This is a genomic window from uncultured Candidatus Puniceispirillum sp., assembly GCF_963979125.1.
Taxonomy (GTDB): domain Bacteria; phylum Pseudomonadota; class Alphaproteobacteria; order Puniceispirillales; family Puniceispirillaceae; genus Puniceispirillum.
The window spans coordinates 1-22353 of sequence record NZ_CAXBVX010000024.1 but is presented as its reverse complement, the minus strand read 5'-3'; the positions used below and the strand labels follow the sequence as shown (position 1 = coordinate 22353).

Annotated in this window: 20 protein-coding genes; 1 reads left to right on the top strand and 19 read right to left on the bottom strand. The window is 49.9% G+C overall.

All coding sequences use genetic code 11. The annotated features are described in order from the left end of the window. The 17 genes from rplB to secE all read right to left on the bottom strand — a co-directional run. A partial coding sequence (rplB, locus tag ABNT28_RS04195; RefSeq protein WP_348721064.1) for a 50S ribosomal protein L2 occupies nt 1–820 on the bottom strand: 820 nt, incomplete at its 3' end. Between the two features lie 3 nt (nt 821–823). After that, complete coding sequence (locus ABNT28_RS04190; protein ID WP_332924115.1) at nt 824–1150, bottom strand: 50S ribosomal protein L23; 327 nt, start codon at nt 1148–1150, stop codon at nt 824–826. Next, nucleotides 1147–1764, bottom strand: coding sequence for a 50S ribosomal protein L4 (rplD, locus tag ABNT28_RS04185; protein WP_332924114.1), 618 nt, complete (start codon nt 1762–1764; stop codon nt 1147–1149). Before rplD ends, ABNT28_RS04190 begins: the two co-directional genes overlap by 4 nt. A gap of 4 nt (nt 1765–1768) precedes the next feature. Further along, nucleotides 1769–2581, bottom strand: coding sequence for a 50S ribosomal protein L3 (rplC, locus tag ABNT28_RS04180; protein ID WP_332924113.1), 813 nt, complete (start codon nt 2579–2581; stop codon nt 1769–1771). 15 nt (nt 2582–2596) lie between these two features. Beyond that, nucleotides 2597–2905, bottom strand: coding sequence for a 30S ribosomal protein S10 (rpsJ, locus tag ABNT28_RS04175; protein WP_013047259.1), 309 nt, complete (start codon nt 2903–2905; stop codon nt 2597–2599). Between the two features lie 60 nt (nt 2906–2965). After that, on the bottom strand, nt 2966–4156 hold the full coding sequence (tuf, locus tag ABNT28_RS04170; RefSeq protein ID WP_332924112.1) for an elongation factor Tu: 1191 nt from the start codon (nt 4154–4156) through the stop codon (nt 2966–2968). Nucleotides 4157–4185: 29 nt separating this feature from the next. Continuing rightward, complete coding sequence (gene fusA / locus ABNT28_RS04165) at nt 4186–6324, bottom strand: elongation factor G (protein WP_348721063.1); 2139 nt, start codon at nt 6322–6324, stop codon at nt 4186–4188. 22 nt (nt 6325–6346) lie between these two features. After that, nucleotides 6347–6817: a 30S ribosomal protein S7 gene (gene rpsG / locus ABNT28_RS04160; RefSeq protein ID WP_013047257.1), complete on the bottom strand. Its 471-nt coding sequence runs from the start codon at nt 6815–6817 to the stop codon at nt 6347–6349. Between the two features lie 12 nt (nt 6818–6829). Beyond that, nucleotides 6830–7201: a 30S ribosomal protein S12 gene (gene rpsL, locus ABNT28_RS04155; RefSeq protein WP_013047256.1), complete on the bottom strand. Its 372-nt coding sequence runs from the start codon at nt 7199–7201 to the stop codon at nt 6830–6832. Between the two features lie 300 nt (nt 7202–7501). Beyond that, nucleotides 7502–11695 carry a DNA-directed RNA polymerase subunit beta' gene (gene rpoC / locus ABNT28_RS04150; RefSeq protein ID WP_348721062.1) on the bottom strand — a complete coding sequence of 1398 codons (4194 nt, stop codon included), beginning with the start codon at nt 11693–11695 and terminating at the stop codon, nt 7502–7504. Between the two features lie 84 nt (nt 11696–11779). Continuing rightward, nucleotides 11780–15958 (bottom strand): DNA-directed RNA polymerase subunit beta, encoded by a 4179-nt coding sequence (rpoB, locus tag ABNT28_RS04145; RefSeq protein WP_332923347.1) that lies wholly within the window; start codon nt 15956–15958, stop codon nt 11780–11782. 185 nt (nt 15959–16143) lie between these two features. Continuing rightward, on the bottom strand, nt 16144–16524 hold the full coding sequence (rplL, locus tag ABNT28_RS04140; protein WP_332923346.1) for a 50S ribosomal protein L7/L12: 381 nt from the start codon (nt 16522–16524) through the stop codon (nt 16144–16146). A gap of 37 nt (nt 16525–16561) precedes the next feature. Then, a complete protein-coding gene (gene rplJ, locus ABNT28_RS04135) occupies nt 16562–17080 on the bottom strand; it encodes a 50S ribosomal protein L10 (RefSeq protein ID WP_348721061.1) in 519 nt (172 codons plus the stop codon). Between the two features lie 278 nt (nt 17081–17358). After that, complete coding sequence (gene rplA / locus ABNT28_RS04130; RefSeq protein WP_332924488.1) at nt 17359–18045, bottom strand: 50S ribosomal protein L1; 687 nt, start codon at nt 18043–18045, stop codon at nt 17359–17361. A gap of 4 nt (nt 18046–18049) precedes the next feature. Then, nucleotides 18050–18481 carry a 50S ribosomal protein L11 gene (gene rplK / locus ABNT28_RS04125; protein ID WP_348721060.1) on the bottom strand — a complete coding sequence of 144 codons (432 nt, stop codon included), beginning with the start codon at nt 18479–18481 and terminating at the stop codon, nt 18050–18052. Nucleotides 18482–18551: 70 nt separating this feature from the next. Further along, nucleotides 18552–19082 carry a transcription termination/antitermination protein NusG gene (nusG, locus tag ABNT28_RS04120; RefSeq protein ID WP_332924490.1) on the bottom strand — a complete coding sequence of 177 codons (531 nt, stop codon included), beginning with the start codon at nt 19080–19082 and terminating at the stop codon, nt 18552–18554. A gap of 55 nt (nt 19083–19137) precedes the next feature. Continuing rightward, nucleotides 19138–19335 carry a preprotein translocase subunit SecE gene (secE, locus tag ABNT28_RS04115; protein WP_332924491.1) on the bottom strand — a complete coding sequence of 66 codons (198 nt, stop codon included), beginning with the start codon at nt 19333–19335 and terminating at the stop codon, nt 19138–19140. Between the two features lie 373 nt (nt 19336–19708). On the opposite strand from secE, the gene ABNT28_RS04110 reads away from it, so the two are divergent. Next, on the top strand, nt 19709–20587 hold the full coding sequence (locus tag ABNT28_RS04110; protein ID WP_332924492.1) for a DMT family transporter: 879 nt from the start codon (nt 19709–19711) through the stop codon (nt 20585–20587). Nucleotides 20588–20622: 35 nt separating this feature from the next. Here the strand turns inward: ABNT28_RS04110 and ABNT28_RS04105 are convergent, their stop codons facing one another. Both ABNT28_RS04105 and ABNT28_RS04100 read right to left on the bottom strand, forming a co-directional pair. After that, the gene (locus ABNT28_RS04105) at nt 20623–21273 is read right to left on the bottom strand and encodes a glutathione S-transferase family protein (RefSeq protein ID WP_332924493.1); all 651 of its coding nucleotides are present in this window, start codon (nt 21271–21273) and stop codon (nt 20623–20625) included. A 30-nt stretch (nt 21274–21303) separates the two neighbouring features. Then, nucleotides 21304–22149 carry an isocitrate lyase/phosphoenolpyruvate mutase family protein gene (locus ABNT28_RS04100; RefSeq protein ID WP_348721059.1) on the bottom strand — a complete coding sequence of 282 codons (846 nt, stop codon included), beginning with the start codon at nt 22147–22149 and terminating at the stop codon, nt 21304–21306. Nucleotides 22150–22353: the final 204 nt, after the last annotated feature.

Here is a 22353-nt window from a genome sequence, read left to right as displayed (position 1 = left end):
GCTTGCGACGCCGCACAATCAGGCGGTCAGTCTTCTTGTTAGAACGAGTACGCTTACCCTTAGTTGGCTTACCCCAAGGTGTTACCGGATGGCGACCACCCGACGTACGACCTTCACCACCACCATGCGGGTGATCGATAGGGTTCATGACGACACCACGTACATGGGGGCGACGTCCAAGCCAGCGATTACGGCCAGCTTTACCAATCTTGATATTCTGTTGATCCGGATTTGATACCGCACCGATAGATGCCATACATTCCGAACGCACGAGGCGAACCTCGCCAGATGTCAGGCGCAAAATGGCGTAACCACGATCACGGCCAACCAGCTGGATATATGTACCAGCCGAGCGTGCAAGCTGGCCACCTTTGCCGGGCTTTAGCTCAACATTATGAACCAATGTTCCAACTGGAATATTGGCAAGCGGCAAGGCATTGCCTGGCTTTATGTCGGCACCGATGCCCGAGCTGATCTTGTCACCAACAGACAAACGCTGTGGCGCCAGAATGTAGCTTTGTTCGCCATCATCATAGGTGATAAGCGCAATAAAGGCTGTCCGGTTCGGATCATATTCTAGGCGTTCAACAGTCGCCATGATGCCTGTCTTGGTACGTTTGAAATCGACCATACGGTAACGACGCTTGTGGCCGCCACCTTTCTGCCAAGACGTGACGTGACCCGAATTGTTACGGCCACCTGTCTTTGACAAACCAACGGTCAGCTTTTTAACCGGCTTGCCTTTGTAAAGGTCAGATTTATCGACCAGAACAAGGTTCCGCTGGCTAGGTGTGGTTGGATTAAACTTCTTCAAAGCCATCGTCTAGACTCCCATCAGGTCAATATTCTGACCCTCGGCCAATGTTACCATTGCCTTTTTCATGTCTGAGCGGCGACCCGGACGGCCTTTGAACATCTTGCTTTTACCTTTAAGCAAGATTGTGTTTACCGCGGTTACATTGACGTCAAACAGCATTTCGACAGCCGCCTTGATTTCAGGCTTTGTCGCTGACAAAGGCACAGCGAATGTTACCTGACCGTTTTCACTGGCCTTTGTGGCCTTTTCAGTGATGATCGGACGCAAAATGGTGTCATAGGCAGCCGCACGGCTTAAAGTGACTTTTTCGGGCTTACGTGCACGGATACTCATTTCAAGCGCTCCTCAAGATGGGCCGCTGCGTCTTTGGAAAGAATAAGAACGTCACGACGCAGAATGTCATACACATTGATGCCCTGCTGCGGCAGAACATCGACAAGCGGGATATTATTCGCCGCATTCACGAAACCAGCATCAAGCTCTTCCCCACCAATGATGAGGGCATTTTCAGCACCAAGCTTTGACAATTGCGCACGCAATGCGGCGGTTTTGCCCTTGCTGACCAGCTTATCAAGCACGATTAGCTTGCCTTCGGATGCCTTGCTAGACAAAGCCGAACGAAGACCAGCGCGACGTACCTTTTTAGGTAGTGCATGACCATGATCGCGAACAACCGGACCATGAACAACGCCACCACCACGGAACTGGACAACCGACGCGGCACCATGACGTGCGCGGCCAGTGCCTTTCTGGCGGAACATCTTGGCTGTGGTGCGGGCGACTTCAGACCGGCTTTTAACCTTATGCGAACCAGTGCGGCGTTTTGCCAACTGCCATTTAACAACACGTGCAAGCAAATCAGCGCGCGGCGCCACTGCAAACACAGCGTCGTCCACGGTGATGTCACCAGCAGCCTTGTTATCAAGTGTTTTCACATTCAACTTCATCTTGCTATTCCTTCTCGGCTTCAGCGTCCGCAGATGCGTCAGCAGGCGTTTCAACAGCTACATCCTCAGCCGGAGCAGCCTCAACAGCTGGTGCCTGATCTTCGGCTGGCGCAGCGGCCTCTGCTTCGACAGCTTCTGGCGCGTCGCTCAACAGGCCTGCCGGAAATGGCACACCTTCAAACGGCTTTGCCTTGACCGCGTCGCTGATAAGTACCCAGCCATTCTTTGGACCAGGAACCGCACCGCACAGCAATAGGACTCCTTCTTCATCGTCAACCGCAACAACCTCAATATTCTGAGTTGTTTTACGCACGGCGCCCATATGTCCGGCCATTTTCTTGCCTTTGAACACCTTGCCCGGATCCTGACACTGGCCAGTCGAACCATGTGAACGATGCGAGACCGATACACCATGTGAGGCGCGCAAACCGGCAAAGTTATGCCGCTTCATGGCACCAGCAAAACCCTTACCCTGAGTCGTGCCAGCAACGTCAACCTTCTGACCTGCTACAAAATGGCTTGGCACCAATGTCGCGCCTACATCAAGAACCGCATCATCACTGACGCGAAACTCGACTAGCTTTGACTTTGGCAACACATTTGCCTTGGCAAAGTGACCGCGCATTGGCTTGGATACATTCTTGGCTTTCGCCATGCCTGCCCCAAGCTGAACCGCAGTATAACCATCAACTTCTTTGTTACGCACAGAAACAACCTGGACATCGTCCATCTTTAGAACTGTGACTGGCACATGATGGCCAGCTTCGTTAAAGACACGGGTCATTCCCAATTTACGTGCGATGATGCCGCTACGCATAATTCTGCCCCTTCCCTAGAGCTTAATCTCAACGTCAACACCTGCCGCTAGATCGAGCTTCATCAGCGCGTCAACGGTTTGTGGTGTCGGGTCAACAATATCGAGCAGTCGCTTATGCGTACGCATTTCAAACTGTTCGCGACTTTTCTTGTCAATATGAGGTGAACGCAGAACTGTCATCCGACGCAAATTTGTCGGTAACGGAATTGGCCCGCGAACTTCCGCACCTGTACGCTTGGCCGTGTTCACGATTTCGGTCGTGGACTGGTCAAGAATACGGTGGTCGAAAGCTTTCAACCTGATTCGGATGTTCTGGGTTTCCATATTATTCTACCTCGTTAGTAAACAATAAAGAGGGGCAAAACGCCCCCCTGAATATTTAAATTATTTTATGACTGTTGCGACGACACCAGCACCCACGGTGCGGCCACCTTCGCGGATCGCAAAGCGCAAGCCTTCATCCATCGCAATCGGCGCGATCAATGTCACGGTCATCGCAATGTTGTCACCTGGCATCACCATTTCGGTGCCTGATGGCAATTCAACCGAACCTGTCACATCCGTTGTCCGGAAATAGAACTGTGGACGATAGTTAGAGAAGAACGGCGTATGACGGCCACCCTCATCCTTGGTCAGGATATAGGCCTCTGCCTTGAACTCGGTATGCGGCGCGATTGAACCAGGGGCACAAAGAACCTGTCCACGCTCAACTTCCTCGCGCTTAGTACCACGAAGCAATACACCAACATTATCGCCAGCTTCACCCTGATCAAGCAACTTGCGGAACATCTCAACGCCCGTACAGGTTGTCTTCTGCGTGTCTTTCAGACCCACAATCTCAATCTCTTCGCCAACATTCACAATGCCGCGCTCAATACGACCTGTCACAACCGTGCCACGTCCCGAAATTGAAAACACATCTTCAATCGGCATCAAGAAAGGCTGATCCTTCGGACGCTCTGGCTGGGGAATATACGCATCAACCGCCGCCATCAATTCCTTGATCGCATTTGAACCAATCGCATCATCACCGCCCTCAAGCGCGGTCAAGGCAGACCCTTTGACAATCGGAATATCGTCACCAGGGAATTCATAAGATGACAGCAATTCACGAATTTCCATCTCAACAAGCTCAAGCAACTCTTCATCGTCAACCTGATCAACCTTGTTCATGAATACGCACAATGCTGGCACACCAACCTGACGTGCTAGCAAAATATGCTCGCGTGTCTGTGGCATCGGACCATCGGCTGCTGACACAACCAGTATCGCGCCATCCATCTGTGCCGCACCCGTGATCATGTTCTTGACGTAATCAGCGTGACCCGGACAATCAACATGCGCGTAGTGGCGTTGCTCTGTCTCATATTCAACATGTGCTGTCGAAATCGTGATACCGCGCGCACGCTCTTCAGGCGCCTTGTCAATCTGGTCGTAATCCTGAAACTCCGCGCCGCCAGCTTCCGCCATCACCTTGGTGATCGCTGCTGTCAATGTCGTCTTACCATGGTCAACGTGACCAATCGTTCCGATGTTACAATGTGGCTTGGAACGATCAAACTTTTCCTTAGACATATCTATGGTCTCCTATGCTTAAATTTCAGTTAGGCCATTTTGGCGCGGACTTCATCCGCAACCGCTTGGGGCACTTGTTCATAATGGTCGAATTGCATTGAATATTGGGCGCGGCCTTGGCTCATCGAACGTAAGGTATTGATGTAGCCAAACATATTGGCCAAAGGCACCATCGCATCGATCGAACGTGCATTTCCACGTTGATCCATACCGCCAACATTACCACGGCGGCTGTTCAGGTCGCCAATGATGTCACCCATATATTCTTCAGGGGTGATAACTTCGACACGCATAACCGGCTCAAGCAATTTCGCGCCTGCTTTTTGCATCGCCTCGCGGAATGCCGCACGACCTGCAATTTCAAAGGCCAGAACAGATGAGTCAACATCATGGCTGGCGCCGTCATAAAGTTCAGCAGAAAAGTCGATAACCGGGAAGCCAGCGATTGTGCCGCTTTCCTTGGCCATGACGATACCCTTTTCAACGCCAGGAATAAATTCCTTTGGCACGTTACCGCCAACAACTTTGTTGGTGAATTCGAAGTTACCTTCAGCTAGCGGCGCAAACTTGATCTTCACGCGCGCAAACTGACCAGTACCACCCGACTGTTTCTTGTGGGTGTAATCAATGTCAACTTCCTTGGTGATGGTTTCACGATACGCCACCTGCGGGGCACCGATATTCGCCTCGACCTTGAATTCACGCTTCAGACGGTCAACAAGGATATCAAGGTGAAGTTCACCCATACCCCGCATGATTGTCTGGCCTGACTCTATGTCAGTTGTCACCTGGAATGATGGATCTTCTGCCGCTAGACGCTGGAGACCAGTTGACATTTTTTCCTGATCATTCTTTGACTTAGGCTCAACCGCGATTTCAATAACCGGATCGGGGAATGTCATTGTTTCAAGAACAACTGGCTTTGCGTTGTCACATAATGTGTCGCCCGTCGTGCTTTCTTTCATGCCAGCAAGTGCAACAATATCGCCTGCATAGGCCACATCGATCTCTTCACGGTTGTTTGAATGCATCAACATCATTCTACCAACGCGCTCACGCTTGCCTTTAGTAGAGTTGAGGATGCTGTCACCCTTGTTAAGCATACCAGAATAGATACGAACGAATGTCAGTGAACCAACAAACGGATCATTCATGATTTTAAAGGCCAGACCCGAAAGCGGAGCAGAATCATCTGCACTGCGTTCGATCTCACGTGTTTCAGTTACGTCACCAGGGGCAAAGCCTTTATAGGCTGGCACATCTAATGGACCTGGCAGATAATCGATAACAGCGTTCAACATCGGCTGAACACCTTTGTTCTTGAACGCCGATCCACATAGCACAGGCACAAAAGACATATTCAAAGTGCCAAGACGAATCAAACGCTGCAATGTCACTTCATCAGGCTCTTCACCTTCAAGGAAGGCTTCCATAGCTACATCGTCCTGCTCAACAGCAATCTCGATCAGATAAGCGCGCATCTCAGCAGCTTTTTCAGCCAATTCAGGGCGAATGTCTTTTACTGTCCATGACGCACCAAGATCTTCTGAATCCCAAACCCATTCTTTCATGGTGACAAGGTTGATAATGCCTTCAAGCTCAGTTTCGGCGCCGATTGGCATCTGAACTGGCAACGGTACCGCACCTGTACGGTCACGGATCATATCAACGCAGTTAAAGAAATCTGCACCCGTCTTATCCATCTTATTAACAAAGACAATACGCGGTACTGAATAACGATCAGCCTGACGCCAGACAGTTTCTGTCTGTGGCTCAACACCAGCGTTTGCATCAAGCACACAAACAGCACCATCAAGAACAGCTAATGAACGCTCAACTTCGATCGTAAAGTCAACGTGACCTGGTGTATCGATGATGTTGAAGCGGAATTTGGCTTCTTCTTCAGTCGCACCATACTCACCTGATGGGGTTTCGCCATCATTTGTCCGGAACCACATACAGGTTGTAGCTGCAGACGTAATTGTAATGCCGCGCTCCTGCTCTTGTTCCATCCAGTCCATTGTGGCGTTACCATCATGAACTTCACCAATTTTATGTGAACGACCTGTGTAATACAGAATCCGCTCAGTTGCAGTCGTCTTGCCTGCATCAATATGAGCCATGATGCCAAAATTACGGTAACGCTCTAAAGGATATTCACGTGACATGCTATTGCTCCTGCTTTCAGGCTTACCAGCGATAATGCGAAAAGGCTCGGTTAGCCTCTGCCATTTTGTGAGTGTCTTCGCGTTTCTTTACCGCGTTGCCACGGTTATTAGACGCGTCAAGCAATTCAGCACACAGGCGATCAACCATAGTTGTCTCGCCACGCTTACGTGAACTGTCGATCAACCAGCGAATAGCCAATGCCTGTGCCCGCTCAGAACGAACCTCGACAGGAACCTGATAGGTTGCACCACCGACACGGCGTGAGCGCACTTCAAGATTAGGACGGACATTTTCAAGCGCATCATGGAAAACCTTTACAGGCTCGTTACCTGATTTGGATTCGATACGATCAAAGGCACCATATACAATCTTTTCAGCAATCGACCGCTTACCGTCATACATCAAGCATGACATAAACTTTGAAACAACTGTATCTTTGAACTTTGGATCCGGAAGAACCGGCCGTTTTACTGCTCTATGACGACGTGACATATCTGCCTCTTCTTACTTAGGACGCTTAGCGCCGTATTTTGAACGACGCTGACGACGATCAGACACGCCTTGGGTGTCCAAAGTACCGCGAATGATGTGATAGCGAACACCCGGCAAATCCTTTACGCGGCCGCCCCGAATAAGCACAACTGAGTGCTCTTGCAGGTTATGACCTTCGCCAGGAATATAGCTGGAAACCTCAAACCCGTTCGTCAGGCGCACACGTGCGACCTTACGAAGCGCCGAGTTCGGCTTCTTCGGTGTTGTTGTATAGACTCTGGTACACACACCACGTTTTTGTGGACATGCTTCCATTGCCGGAACTTTAGTACGTTCAACAGGACGCTTGCGCCCGTGACGGATCAACTGGTTAATCGTTGGCATTACTGCCCCTTTTTTGTCTCGACCAAATTCGCACAAAACGTGCAACAGAGGGATTTTCCTCTGATAATCAGAGCAAAACCTTCGGTTTAATCTCCGCTAGCGGAGCAATTTTCGTCACCTAATATACAGGCCCTGCGTCTGGTACGACAACTGCATCTAGCAGTGTCAACCACCACCAAGGTCTAAAAGGTTGGCGGATACTATGTTTTTGGGGGCGGATGGGTCAAGCGCTTTTTACGCAAACCTGTCCGTTAACCCCATTTTTTTTTAAATAACGTAAAATTGACTCTTTCAAACCAATTATGCGTCAGTTTCAACCGCCGATTCTTCCGATTCGGCGGCAAATTCATTGTTTTCAAGCGCTGGCGCAGCGGCGGCGCGCTGTGCCAAGATGCCTTTATCGCGTTCCGAAGCAATCCGACGCAGCCGATTCATAACCGCACCAGTACCAGCCGGAATCAAACGACCAACGATGACGTTTTCTTTCAGACCATCCAGCGTATCCTGACGACCACTAACAGCCGCTTCGGTTAGAACGCGGGTTGTTTCCTGGAATGACGCGGCAGAGATAAAGGATTTTGTCTGCAAAGACGCCTTGGTAATACCCAGCAGAACCGGATGTGCTGTTGCAATCCGCAGACCTTCAGCTTCAAGGGCTGTATTGGCCTGGGCAAACTCTTCACGGTCAACTTGTTCACCAACAAGGAAGGTGCTGTCTCCAGCATCTTCGACTTCGACCTTTTGCAGCATCTGACGAACAATGACTTCGATATGCTTGTCATTGATTTTCACGCCTTGCAGGCGGTACACATCCTGAATTTCCTTAACCAGATAAGCGGCCAGTTCTTCGACGCCCAGAATGCTGAGGATGTCATGCGGTACGGGACTGCCATCAAGCAACAAGTCGCCCTTGCGCACTACATCGCCTTCGTTAACAGCCAATGGGCGGCCTTTTGGCAACAGATATTCAACAGCTTCCAAGTCACCATCCAGCGGCACCACACGGATACGACGCTTTGCCTTGTAGTCATTTCCAAATTCAACACGACCATCGGCCTCGGCGATAACGGCAAAGTCTTTTGGCTTACGGGCTTCAAAAAGTTCGGCAACACGCGGCAGACCACCGGTAATGTCACGTGTCTTTGATGATTCACGTGGAATACGCGCCAGAACGTCGCCAGCCTGAACCTGAGCACCATTTTCAATCGATAGAATCGAACCTGCTGAAAGGAAGTAACGTGCCTCAAGACCGTTGGTCAATGTCAACACTTCACCATTTTCATCACGCAAGGTAATACGTGGGCGCAGATTTGCACCGCCAGCAGCAGCTTTCCAGTCCACCACTTCGCGGCTTGAGATACCTGTTGTATCGTCAGTCACCTCACGAACAGATATACCATCAGTCAAATCGACATAATGCGCAGTACCGTTCATTTCTGTGATGATTGGCATCGTATATGGATCCCATTCGATCAGTATTTTGCCAGCGGCGATTTCTTCGCCATCTTCAACCAGTAGCTTACCACCATATGGCAAACGGTGACGAAGACGTTCGCGTCCCTTTTCATCAAGAATAAGCAGTTCGGTGTTCCGGCTCATGACAATCGGAATGCCATTCTTGTCGGTAACCAATGTTGCATCTTCAAGCTTTACGGTACCACCGATCGTGGCTTCGATATTTGACTGCTGTGCATCCCGCTGTGCTGCACCACCAACGTGGAAGGTACGCATGGTCAGCTGGGTGCCTGGCTCGCCAATTGACTGGGCGGCAATAACACCAACAGCTTCACCCATATTCACATCGGTGCCACGTGCCAGATCACGGCCATAGCAATTACCACAGATGCCGGTTTCGGCTTCACAAAGCAAGGCCGAGCGAATCAAGGCCTGATCAGCACCAGAGGTTTCGATCTTTTCAAAATGCTCTTCGGTGACCATTTTACCAGCTGGCAAAATCACCTCGTTAGTTTTGACATCGACCAGATCCTCGGCAAGAACCCGTCCCAGAATTCTTTCATAGAGCGAATCAACGATTTCACTGCCATTCAAAACCGGACGGATAGTCAAACCTTTTGATGTGCCACAATCGACTTCACGAATGATGCAATCCTGCGCCACGTCAACAAGACGCCGCGTCAGGTAACCAGAATTCGCCGTTTTCAAAGCGGTGTCAGCAAGACCTTTACGGGCACCATGCGTCGAGTTGAAATATTCCAGAACATTCAAACCTTCTTTAAAGGATGAAATGATCGGGGTTTCAATGATTTCGCCTGACGGCTTGGCCATAAGGCCGCGCATGCCAGCAAGCTGTTTGATCTGGGCTGCCGAACCACGCGCACCTGAATGCGCCATCATCCAGACCGAATTTATTGGCTCGCCATCCTTTTCGGTTGAAATACCTTTCATCATCTCATCAGCGACAAGATCCGAACAGCGTGACCATACATCGACCACCTTATTATATTTTTCACCTTGCGTGATCAGACCATCAAGATATTGCTGTTCAAAGGTCTTTACCTCGTCTTCAGCTTCATTGACGTATTTTTCCTTTAGATCAGGCGTTGTCAGATCGGCGATACCAAACGAAATACCAGCATCACAAGCCTGACCAAAACCAAGACCCATCAAACGGTCACAGAAGATCACAGTGTCTTTCTGACCACAATGACGATAGACGTGATCGATGACGTTACTGACTTCTTTCTTTGTCATCAGCTTGTTCACAAGCTCGAACGAACAAGACGGGTTGTCAGGTAGCAAATCAGCCAACTGGGCACGTCCCGGGGTGGTTTCAACAACCGCCAGCACACGTTCGCCACTGGCATCACGCGTTGGGACACGTGCCTTGACTTTGGCATGCAGGCTAACTGAGCCGTTACCAAGCGCCAGCAAGATTTCCTTGACGTTCGAAAACGCCATGCCTTCGCCTTTTTCACCGTCACGGATCATTGACATATAATAAAGGCCAAGGATGATATCCTGAGATGGCACAATAATCGGCTTGCCGTTTGCAGGGCTGAGGATGTTGTTTGTTGACATCATCAGAACGCGGGCTTCAAGCTGGGCTTCAAGCGACAGAGGCACATGTACTGCCATCTGGTCACCATCAAAGTCAGCGTTAAACGCTGTACATACCAATGGATGCAACTGAATTGCCTTGCCTTCGACCAGAACAGGTTCGAAAGCCTGAATGCCAAGACGGTGCAAGGTTGGCGCCCGGTTCAGCATCACCGGATGCTCGCGGATCACCTCTTCAAGAATGTCCCAGACTTCGGGACGTTCTTTTTCCACCATACGCTTGGCCATTTTGACTGTGCTGGCCATCGCATAAAGCTCTAGCTTTGAGTAGATAAATGGCTTGAACAATTCCAGTGCCATCTTCTTTGGCAGACCGCATTGATGCAGTTTGAGTTCAGGTCCAACAACGATAACCGAACGACCCGAATAATCGACACGCTTACCAAGTAGGTTCTGACGGAAACGACCCTGCTTGCCTTTAAGCATATCCGACAGCGATTTAAGGGGACGCTTATTGACGCCGCTGATAACGCGGCCACGACGACCATTGTCAAACAGCGCATCAACTGATTCCTGCAACATGCGCTTTTCGTTACGGACAATAATGTCCGGCGCGCGCAGTTCGATCAGACGCTTTAGACGGTTGTTACGATTGATAACGCGGCGATAAAGATCGTTAAGGTCAGAGGTCGCAAAGCGGCCACCATCCAACGGCACCAACGGGCGCAATTCCGGCGGAATCACAGGCACAACGTCAAGAATCATCCATTCAGGACGACATCCAGACTCTTTGAAGGCATCAACAAGTTTCAGACGCTTTACAAGCTTTTTGCGCTTGGCTTCCGAACCTGTTGCGATCAGCTCTTCGCGGATTTTTACGCGCTCTTGATCAAGGTCAAGATCAACAAGAACCTTTTTGATGGCTTCGGCACCAATGCTGGCTTCGAAAGCATCATCACCAAATTCGTCCTGCGCATCGTAATATTCTTCTTCTGACAGAAGCTGGCCTTTGACCAGCGACGTCATACCAGGCTCGATCACGACAAAGTTTTCAAAATACAGAACGCGTTCCAGATCCTTTAATGTCATATCGACAAGCAGACCGATACGGCTTGGAAGCGATTTCAGAAACCAGATATGCGCAACGGGCGCAGCAAGTTCAATATGCCCCATGCGCTCGCGGCGTACTTTGGAAAGAGTAACTTCAACACCACATTTCTCGCAGATAATACCGCGATACTTCATCCGCTTATATTTACCGCAAAGACATTCGTAATCACGAACAGGTCCAAAAATACGGGCACAGAAAAGACCGTCTTTTTCTGGCTTAAACGTACGATAGTTAATCGTTTCCGGCTTTTTAATCTCACCGAATGACCAAGACCGAATACGCTCGGGTGATGCGATGGAAATTCTGATTTTGTCAAAGCTCTGCGGGCCTTGTGTTTGCCCGAAAGGATTCATCAAATCGTTCATCTATCTACCTTTCCAACATAAGTTGGTTTCAAATAAGTACCTGCCGCCCACCGACATCGCGGTGGGAGCACCAGCCTAAACGGCCTAGTATTCTGCCTCATGCAAATCAACATTCAGACCAAGCGAGCGAAGCTCTTTGACCAAAACATTGAAGGATTCCGGAATGCCAGATTCAAAGTCATCATCACCGCGAACAATGGCTTCATAAACCTTTGTCCGGCCTGAAACGTCATCCGACTTGACGGTGAGCATTTCCTGCAAGGTGTAGGCCGCGCCATAAGCTTCAAGTGCCCAGACCTCCATCTCACCAAAGCGCTGTCCACCGAACTGTGCCTTACCACCAAGCGGCTGCTGTGTAACCAGCGAGTAAGGACCGATCGAACGAGCGTGAATCTTGTCATCAACAAGGTGATGCAATTTCAGCATATAGATATAGCCAACGGTGACAGCACGGTCGAAAACTTCGCCTGTACGTCCATCAGTAAGCCATTCCTGACCTGTTTCACTAAGTCCGGCCTTTTTCAGCAGACCCACGACATCGGCTTCACGCGCGCCATCAAATACCGGTGTCCCCATAGGCACACCACGACCAAGAATTTCGGCCTGTTCAATGATCTGATCATCATCCATCACTGCCAGTTCATTCTGGTATTGTTCAGCAGAATACATGCCTGACAAGGTATCGCGTAGCTTTGAGGTATCAGCATTAGCACGCGCCGCTTCCGCCGCCGCGCCAACCTGTTTACCTAGGCCACGTGCCGCCCAGCCAAGATGCGTTTCCAGAATCTGTCCAACATTCATACGTGACGGCACCCCAAGCGGGTTCAGCACGATATCAACCGGCGTTCCATCTTCCAGATATGGCATATCTTCGGCAGGCACTATCCGCGAGATCACACCTTTGTTGCCATGACGGCCAGCCATTTTGTCACCTGGCTGAAGCTTGCGCTTTACGGCTACAAAAACCTTAACCATCTTCATCACGCCCGGGAGTAATTCGTCACCACCCTGAAGCTTGTCAACCTTGTCATTGAAGCGTGCCTGCAAGGCCGCAACAGCATTTTCAAAGTTGGCAATCTGCGCTTCGACAAGCTTTTGCACTTTGTCATCTTTAACAGCAATCTGCTGCCATTGTGACTTTGGCAATTCGTTCAGCAGTGCATCATCGATTTTGGTGCCCGCTTTTATGCCCTTTGGTCCTGACGCCACTGTCTGATCTGCAAACAGTTCGGTCATACGACCGTGGAAACCACGCTCAAGGATAGAGCGTTCGTCATCACGGTCTTTTCCAAGACGATCGATTTCAGCACGGTCAATGGCCAGCGCACGCTCGTCCTTTTCAACACCACGACGTGAGAAAACCCGCACTTCAACAACCGTACCTGAACCGCCAGGTGGCAGTTTCAAAGATGTGTCACGAACGTCAGATGCCTTTTCACCAAAAATGGCGCGTAGCAGTTTTTCTTCGGGCGTCATTGGTGATTCACCTTTTGGTGTCACCTTGCCAACCAGAATGTCACTTGGTCCAACCTCAGCACCGACATAGACGATGCCTGCCTCGTCTAGATTCTTTAGTGCTTCTTCACCGACATTAGGAATGTCGCGGGTGATTTCTTCCTGACCAAGCTTTGTATCACGTGCCATCACTTCATATTCTTCGATATGGATCGATGTGAATACGTCGTCACGGACAATACGTTCAGAAATCAGGATTGAATCTTCAAAGTTGTAACCATTCCAAGGCATAAACGCGACAAGCACGTTCCGGCCAAGTGCCAATTCACCATCCTCGGTCGATGGGCCATCAGCGATGATGTCACCTCGACGAACCGTATCACCAACTTTTACAAGTGGGCGCTGGTTGACAGTTGTGTTCTGGTTTGAACGCTGGAACTTTAACAGGCTGTAGATGTCAACCGGCGATACTTCTTCGGTTGTTTCTTCGCTGGCGCGCACAACAATACGTGTTGCATCGACCTGATCGATAACACCAGCACGTTTTGCAACGATCGTAACACCCGAATCACGGGCGACACGAGCTTCCATACCAGTGCCTACAATTGGCGCTTCGGCTTTTACCAGAGGCACTGCCTGACGTTGCATGTTCGAGCCCATCAAAGCACGGTTCGCGTCATCATTTTCCAAAAACGGAATCAGTGCCGCGGCAACAGATACTAGCTGTTTTGGCGATACGTCCATCAATTCAATATCGGTTGGACGGGCAAGGCCAATTTCACCAGCCCGACGTACCGGGATCAATTCACCAACAAAAACGCCTTTGGCATCAAGTTCGGCATTCGCCTGTGCAATCGTATAACGGCCTTCTTCCATAGCCGAGATATAGCGTACCTCGTCTGTCACCTTGCCTTCGACGACTTTACGATATGGTGTTTCGATAAAGCCATAACGATTGATCTGGGCATAGGTTGCCAGCGAGTTGATAAGACCAATATTCGGTCCTTCTGGCGTTTCAATCGGGCAAATTCGGCCATAATGCGTTGGATGCACGTCGCGCACCTCAAAGCCCGCACGTTCGCGCGTCAAGCCGCCTGGCCCAAGCGCCGAAACACGGCGTTTATGGGTGATTTCAGACAATGGGTTGGTCTGATCCATAAATTGTGACAATTGCGATGAGCCAAAGAATTCACGCACGGCAGCCGCAGCTGGTTTGGCGTTAATCAGGTCGGCAGGCATGACAGTGTCGATTTCAACAGCGCCCATACGTTCACGAATGGCACGTTCCATACGCAACAAACCAACACGATATTGGTTTTCCATCAATTCACCAACCGAACGAACCCGGCGGTTACCTAGATGGTCAATATCGTCAATATCGCCACGTCCATCTTTGAGACCCGTTAGAACTTTCAGAATTGCCATCACGTCCTGCTTGCGCAGAATGCGGACAGAATCATCAGTGTCCAGATCAAGGCGTGAATTCATTTTCACACGGCCAACGGATGACAGGTCATAGCGTTCGGAAGTGAAAAACAGGCTTTGGAACAAAGCATGTGAACTTTCCAATGTTGGCGGCTCGCCCGGACGCATAACACGATAAATATCGACCAGCGCTTCTTCCCGACATGTATTGCGGTCAGCGGCCAATGTGTTGCGCAGATGCGGCCCAAAATTGACATTGTCGATAAATAGAACGCTGATTTCATCATTGCCATTTTCAACAAAGCGCGCCACTAGCTCTTCGGTGATTTCTTCACCAGCTTCGGCATAGACTTCGCCAGTTGACATATTGATGATGTCTTCAGCAATAAAACGACCAAGAATATCGGTATCAGGAACAAGAATATCTTTGACGCCGCCTTCAGCCAGCTTTTTCAGCGAGCGCGGTGTCATTTTTGTGCCTGCTTTGGCAACAACCTTTTTGGTGTCGGCATCAACTAGATCACGAACCAACTGGCTACCTTTAAGCTTGTCAGTATTAAGGGGAAAGCGCCAGCCATCACCATCGCGTTTATAAGCAACTGCATTGTAGAAATAGCTGAGAATTTCTTCACGGCTCATACCAACAACACGTGATGGGTCAATATCTTCGCCAGATTCGACGCAGGCAGTCATATAGGCTTGTGAGTCGGCGTCAGGCAATGCCATCATAAAGGTTGTTGATGGCAATTTACGCTTGCGATCAATACGCACGTTAAGAATATCTTTGGCATCAAATTCAAAATCAAGCCATGATCCACGATAGGGAATAACGCGGGCAGCAAACAGCAATTTGCCCGAAGCATGAGTTTTGCCACGGTCATGATCGAAAAATACGCCTGGTGACCGGTGCATCTGTGACACGATCACACGTTCGGTGCCATTCACAATGAAAGTACCATTTGACGTCATAAGCGGCAGATCGCCCATATAGACGTCCTGTTCCTTGATGTCGCGAATTGAACGCGCACCTGTGTCTTCGTCTTCTTCCCAAACTACCAGACGCAAGGTCACCTTAAGCGGCGAGGCAAAAGTCAGCCCGCGCTGTTGACATTCTTCAACGTCGTATTTTGGCTTTTCAAGATCATAAGACACAAATTCAAGGATCGAACGACCAGCAAAATCTTCGATCGGGAAAACTGATTTAAAGGTTTCCTGTAACCCGTGATCGATACGATCAGGCACCGAAATATCCATTTGTAAAAAGCTATCATAACTTGACCGTTGAACATCGATCAGATTTGGCATTGGCGTGATTTCTTCCAATTGCCCAAATGTGCGGCGAACCCGCTTGCGACTATCCAAGGTACTTACGTGCGATGCCATTTAGTGATCCCTCATCAAAATCTCGGCTCACCAACTCAAAAAAGGCCAAGTTGGAAGCTTGGTTTGGTCCATCCAGCGAAAATGTTTCAGCTTTCAGGTTTTTAACGACCTTGCACCGGATAGCGAAACGCCACCCGGTGCAAGCAATTTTCAACAGCTTTTAAATGTAAGCTGTTCCGTCAAAGTTACTTAACTTCGACAGAGGCACCAGCTTCTTCAAGCTTGCCTTTAATTTCATTCGCTTCGTCCTCAGACACGGCTTCTTTGACAGCTTTAGGTGCTGCTTCGACGAGGTCTTTTGCTTCTTTCAGGCCAAGACCTGTGATCGCGCGAACTTCTTTAATAACATTGATCTTTGATGCACCAGCGGCAGTCAGAACAACGTCAAATTCAGTTTTTGCCTCAGCCGCGCCGCCAGCGTCACCGCCGCCAGCTGGCATTGCCATTGCCATAGGAGCAGCAGCGGCAGACACGCCCCACTTCTCTTCCAGCATTGTTGCCAACTCAGCAGCTTCGAGAACTGTAAGGTTGGAAAGGTCTTCTGCGATTTTTGCTATATCAGCCATTTGTATACTCCATTAAGCTTGAACTTCTAGGTTTAAATTATGAACTCTGCAATTGGTCTTCGCGTGCTTTGATGACGCGTGCGAGCTTTCCGGCCGGAGCCTGAGCCACACGTGCAAGTTTTCCTGCTGGGGCTTGAAGAAGCCCAACAAGCTTGCCGCGTAATTCGTCAAGAGATGGCAATTTGGCCAATGCCTCAACGCCAGATTTGTCGAGAATTTTCCCGTCAATACTGCCGCCAACAATGGTCAATTTGGTATTCGTCTTGGCAAATTCTACGAGAGTTTTGGCCGCTGCCACCGGGTCTTGCGATGTTCCAATCGCAGTTGGTCCGGTAAACAGGCTGTCCAAATCTTCGTAGCGCGTGTCTTTAAGCGCTAGCTTGGCAATCCGGTTTTTGGTTACCTTAAAGCCAGCACCGGCTTCCCGCATCTTTAGACGCAGTTCGCCACTCTCTGCAACGGTCAAACCAACCTGATGCGTCACAACAATAGTTGTTGATGCATTGAAGGCTGCTTGCAGGGTTTCGATCAATTCGGCTTTTTCTGTTCTATTCACCGACAATCTCCACTCTTCGTTTGGGATATTATGCCCTATTGGGCATGCCATCCCGGTTGCAAAACTAGACCGAAAAAAAATTCCGGCCTGCTGGCCTGCCCATAAGAAGTTCAAGCGGATAATCCGCTTTTGCTCCCCGTCTATTACAGGTTATTAAGCATCTTTCGGCCTTGCGGCTGATCGGCGCCCCTGCAGTCTTGGACAGGTGCGGGGTCGTGCAAGCACCACCCCTAGTCATCATCAACACGTTACCGCGCCGATGATAAATTCAAATTCATCTAGGCAATGTCTTCGACAAACACGCCTGCGCTCATTGTCGAGCTGATGGTAATCTTTTTGATATACGACCCTTTTGCACCGCTTGGGCGTGCCTTGCGGACAGCTTCGATAAATGCGTTTGCATTTTCTTCAATCTGTTTGGCGCCAAAGCTGGCCTTGGCAACACCAGCATGCACAACACCAGCTTTTTCAGCACGATATTGAACTTCACCAGCCTTGGCAGCTTTTACCGCTTCGGCAACGTCAGCTGTGACAGTGCCAAGCTTTGGGTTCGGCATCAGACCACGAGGGCCAAGCACCTTACCAAGACGACCAACAACACCCATCATATCAGGTGTGGCAATAACACGATCAAAGGCAGATTCGCCATTCTGGATCGCTTCGGCCAAATCTTCAGCACCGACAAGATCGGCGCCAGCGGCTTTTGCCTCATCAGCTTTTGCATCTTTGGCAAAAACAGCAACACGCATGGTTTTGCCCGTACCGTTTGGCATGGCGACAACACCGCGCACCATCTGATCAGCATGACGTGGATCAACACCCAAATTCATGGCAATTTCGATGGTTTCGTCAAATTTTGCCTTTGCATTCGACTTTACCAGTTCGACAGCCTCAGCCAGCGGATAGGCTTTGTTCCGGTCAACCGCTTCATAAGCAGCACGTAAGTTCTTTGTCTGTTTAGCCATTGGTTCAGCCCTCCACAACTTCAAGGCCCATGGCGCGGGCAGAACCCATCACCATCTGCATGGCACCTTCGATATCAACCGCATTCATGTCGCCCATCTTCTGATCGGCAATTTCGCGCACCTGCGCCATTGTCACTTTACCAGCAACCGTACGACCTGGCTCCTGACCACCTTTTGGCAGGCCAGCGGCTTTTTTCAAGAAAAAGCTGACCGGAGCTGTTTTGGTTGCGAATGTAAAGGACTTGTCCTGATACACAGTGATGACAACCGGAATTGGCATATTCTTTTCCAGTGAGTCAGTCGCTGCGTTGAACGCCTTACAAAATTCCATGATATTTACGCCGCGCTGACCCAGTGCTGGACCAACCGGTGGTGACGGGTTAGCCGCTCCAGCTGGAATATTCAGCTTGATATATCCGTCAATCTTCTTTGCCATAACTATCTTTCCTTGACTTACGGGACAGCATGTTAAGTGATGCCACCGTTATCGCGTTAACCGCACTTGTTTAAACTTTTTCTACCTGACTATATTCCAACTCAACCGGCGTTGACCGACCAAAGATGGACACGGTCACTTTCAGCCTTGCCTTATCATCATCAGCCTCTTCAACATAACCATTGAAAGACGCAAACGGACCATCCGATACGCGCACCTGCTCGCCAATATCGAATGTGATTGTTGAACGTGGACGCTCGACACCTTCACTCATTTGCTTGATCAGGCGCTCAGCCTCACCATTCGTGATTGGCACGGGCTTGCCTTTGCCCCCTAAGAAACCTGTGACCCGCGGCTGGCTGGTGACAAGCTGCCACGCCTCATCGCTAAGTTCCAGTTTCACAAGGATATAACCGGGGAAGAATTTACGCTCTGACTGGACGCGCACACCACGGCGCAATTCAACTACCTCTTCGGTAGGAACCATCACTTCGTCAATCTGATCTTCAAGCCCATGCGTAGCGGCTTGCTCGGTAATTGCCTGAGCGACCTTTTTCTCAGATCCTGAGAACACATGAACAACGTACCAGCGTTTGGCCATCAATAAATCCCAATTTGTCTTGCCATGAGCAAAACGTCAAAAAACCACTTCGTTCCTAGCCACCAAGACCAAGAACAAACTGGACAACATTCGAAAGCACCATATCCACCAGCAAAAAGAAAATCGCGGCAATGGTTACCATAATAAACACAGTCAGCGTAGCCGTACCTGTCTCACGGCGAGACGCCCAAGAAATCCGACTGATTTCCTGACGCACTTGTCTTACAAACTGTGCGGGCGATACTTTAGCCATCGATAGCTGCCACTTCAAGTTCAATTTTCACAATAGCGGCATACATTTTCGTTATCTTTCCTTGTTATAACTTCCAGCTCTAGCCTTCCGGCCAAGGCATATACGCCTGAGCCGGTCAATCCCGCTACAACCAAGAAAGTCGAAGAATGCCACCGTGGATGGAGCCTATTACCAAAACCTCACCAGCAAAGCAACCCTTGATGTGGGATTTAACCATATATGTTTCAACAAAATATCACCGCATGAGCAGGTTCAAACATTGATGACGCCCATTGACCACATTGCGTATTATACTTGACCACGGCAAATGATCGGCCTAGTTGAGATTCAGGGCGGTGCGATCCAGCATGACAGCCAAAGGATATGTAACATTATGCCTGTCACAGACAACGCTAGAGGCGCGGCACTTATGGCGCTTAGCATGCTTTGCTTTACTGCCAATGATACAATGATGAAGTTTCTGTTTGGTGATTTGCCACTGTTTCAGGTTGTGCTATTGCGTGGCTTGCTGTGCTTGCCCTTGATTGGCTATATGGCGCATCGACAAGCACAGCTTTTCATCCGTGCAAACCGGCGTGACATGACCATCGTTCTGGTGCGCGCCATCGCCGAAACATTGGCAACGATCTTTTTTCTGACCGCCCTAGCGAATATGCCGCTTGCCAATATCATTGCCATTTTGCAGACCTTGCCCCTGAGTGTAACAATGGTAGCGGCGCTGTTTATGGGCGAACCTGTAGGCTGGCGTCGCTGGACGGCAATCATTGTAGGTTTCATCGGCGTTTTGATCATCATCCGACCTGGCACCGACGGTTTCAGCATCTATTCGATGTGGGGACTTGCCGCCGTTGCCTGTGTGACGGTGCGTGACATTGTCACCCGCCGTCTGTCACGTGAAATGCCATCTCTGTTTGTCACATTGATTACCGCCATCGCAATTACCTGTCTTGGGGCTGTCATGACCCCAGCATCAGGCTGGGTAACACCATCGGCAACAAACTGGCTGATTCTGCTGGCAACCGCCTGTGTGATTGTTGCGGCCTATCTGTTCAGCGTCATGACCATGCGAGTTGGTGACATCAGCTTTGTCTCGCCATTCCGCTATACAGGGCTGATCTGGGCTATATTGTTTGGCTTTATCGTTTTTGACGAATGGCCAGATAATCTGACTTTGATAGGCATGGCAGTCATCGTCATTACCGGTGCCTATATGTTCCATCGCGAACGCATTGTCGCAAAGCAACAGGTCTAAGCGCATGGCAATCAACCAGCTTCAGGCGATGTAAGCTAGTCAGTAACAGCCAGTTCAGCATAGGACGCCATAACATAGCGTTGAAAAGCAGGACGCTTTGCCAGATCATCATAATAGCGGCGCATATACGGAAAATCACTACGTTCCAAGTCTATGTCGAAATAGCGATATAGGACATGACCGAACTGGATATCGGCAAGAGTAAAATCCTCGCCTGCCAGAAAGGCGTGATGCGCCAGCCGTTCATCGGCAATCGCCAGATAGCGATTCAATATTTCAAGATTAGCCGCAATCAAGGCGGGTTCGCGTTTTGAAGGCGCCGTCCGCACAACTTTCCAGAAAATTGGCCACGTAAATTTATCAACAGTATTGATCTTTGCCCATTCAGCCCATTTGTCAATTTGCGCCCGCGCCATAATATCATCTGGCCAGAAGCGATCATCGCCATAACGTGCGGCTAGGTAGCGCAGAATTGCGCCAGTTTCGAATAAAGGTTGCTGGTCGCCATCAATCAATGTCGGGATCGTTCTGTTTGGGTTCATGCGCGCATAATCCGGCGTATCAACGACTCCATACATCAAGCCGGCATCAATCCGTTCAAATTCAAGTTCCAATTCGGCAAGGCACCATAAGGCCGCCTGCACGTTTGATGATGATAGTCGTCCCCATATTTTTATCTCGGGCATTGGTGTCTCCTTCTGCATGAGATTTGAATATCATGTCCGGCTGGCACGTTTTTCGGCTGACATCATCTGGTTAATCACACGATCCGAAATAGCATCGCGCGCATAGGTAAAGGTGCCATGGTCTTTGACCTCGGTTGCTACCCGAATCAATGCGCCATAGGCAGCACGGGCAAATGAACCACCAACGCTGATCCGTTTCACGCCTGCTTCGGCCAGTTGTTCAATACTAAACAGGGCATTATGCAAGCCCATCACAACATTTACCGGCTTATCAACAGCACTACAAAGGGTGCGAATATCGTCCAGATTGTCCAGCCCAGGCGCATAAAGGACATCAGCGCCAGCCCGATCAAAAGCCTGTAGCCGCTGGATTGTGTCATCCAGATCAGGATTGCCCCACAAATAATTTTCAGCACGCGCCGTGAGCATAAAGGGCTGTCCATGCGTTGCCGATGCTGCGGCCTTGATTCGTTCGACCGCTATATCCAGCGGCAAAATAGGCGTATCCGCGTCACTGCTGGCATCTTCGATCGAGCCGCCAACAAGACCTGCCTTTATCGCCAAAGAAATGGTTTCATGACAGATTTCGGGTGCGACGCCAAAGCCATCTTCCAGATCAGCCGAAACAGGTACGGATGTAGCCGCGATGATCGCGCGCGCATTGGCCAGAATATCAGCGCGGGTGACGACGCCAGCCGCGTCGCGCTGACCCGCGCTAAAAGCATAACCGGCACTGGTGGTGGCTAAAGCTTTGAACCCGCTTTGCTCGAGAATGATGGCCGAACCTGCATCCCATGGATTCGGCATGACAAAGGCACCTTCGCATTCATGAAGAGCTTTGAAGTTTTGATATTTTTGCTGTTGTGTTGTTTCCACGTGCTTACTCCTAGCTGACCTATCAGCCTAGAACGATTAAGTTTTGCCCAAAACCATTTGCCCCAAAAGCATATGCACAGAAAGATTGACGCATGAAAAAACCCCCAGCCATGCCAGCTAGGGGTTTTCGTAATACCATCACTAAGAGATGGCAGGAGCGGAGGGACTCGAACCCACAGCCCCCGGTTTTGGAGACCGGTGCTC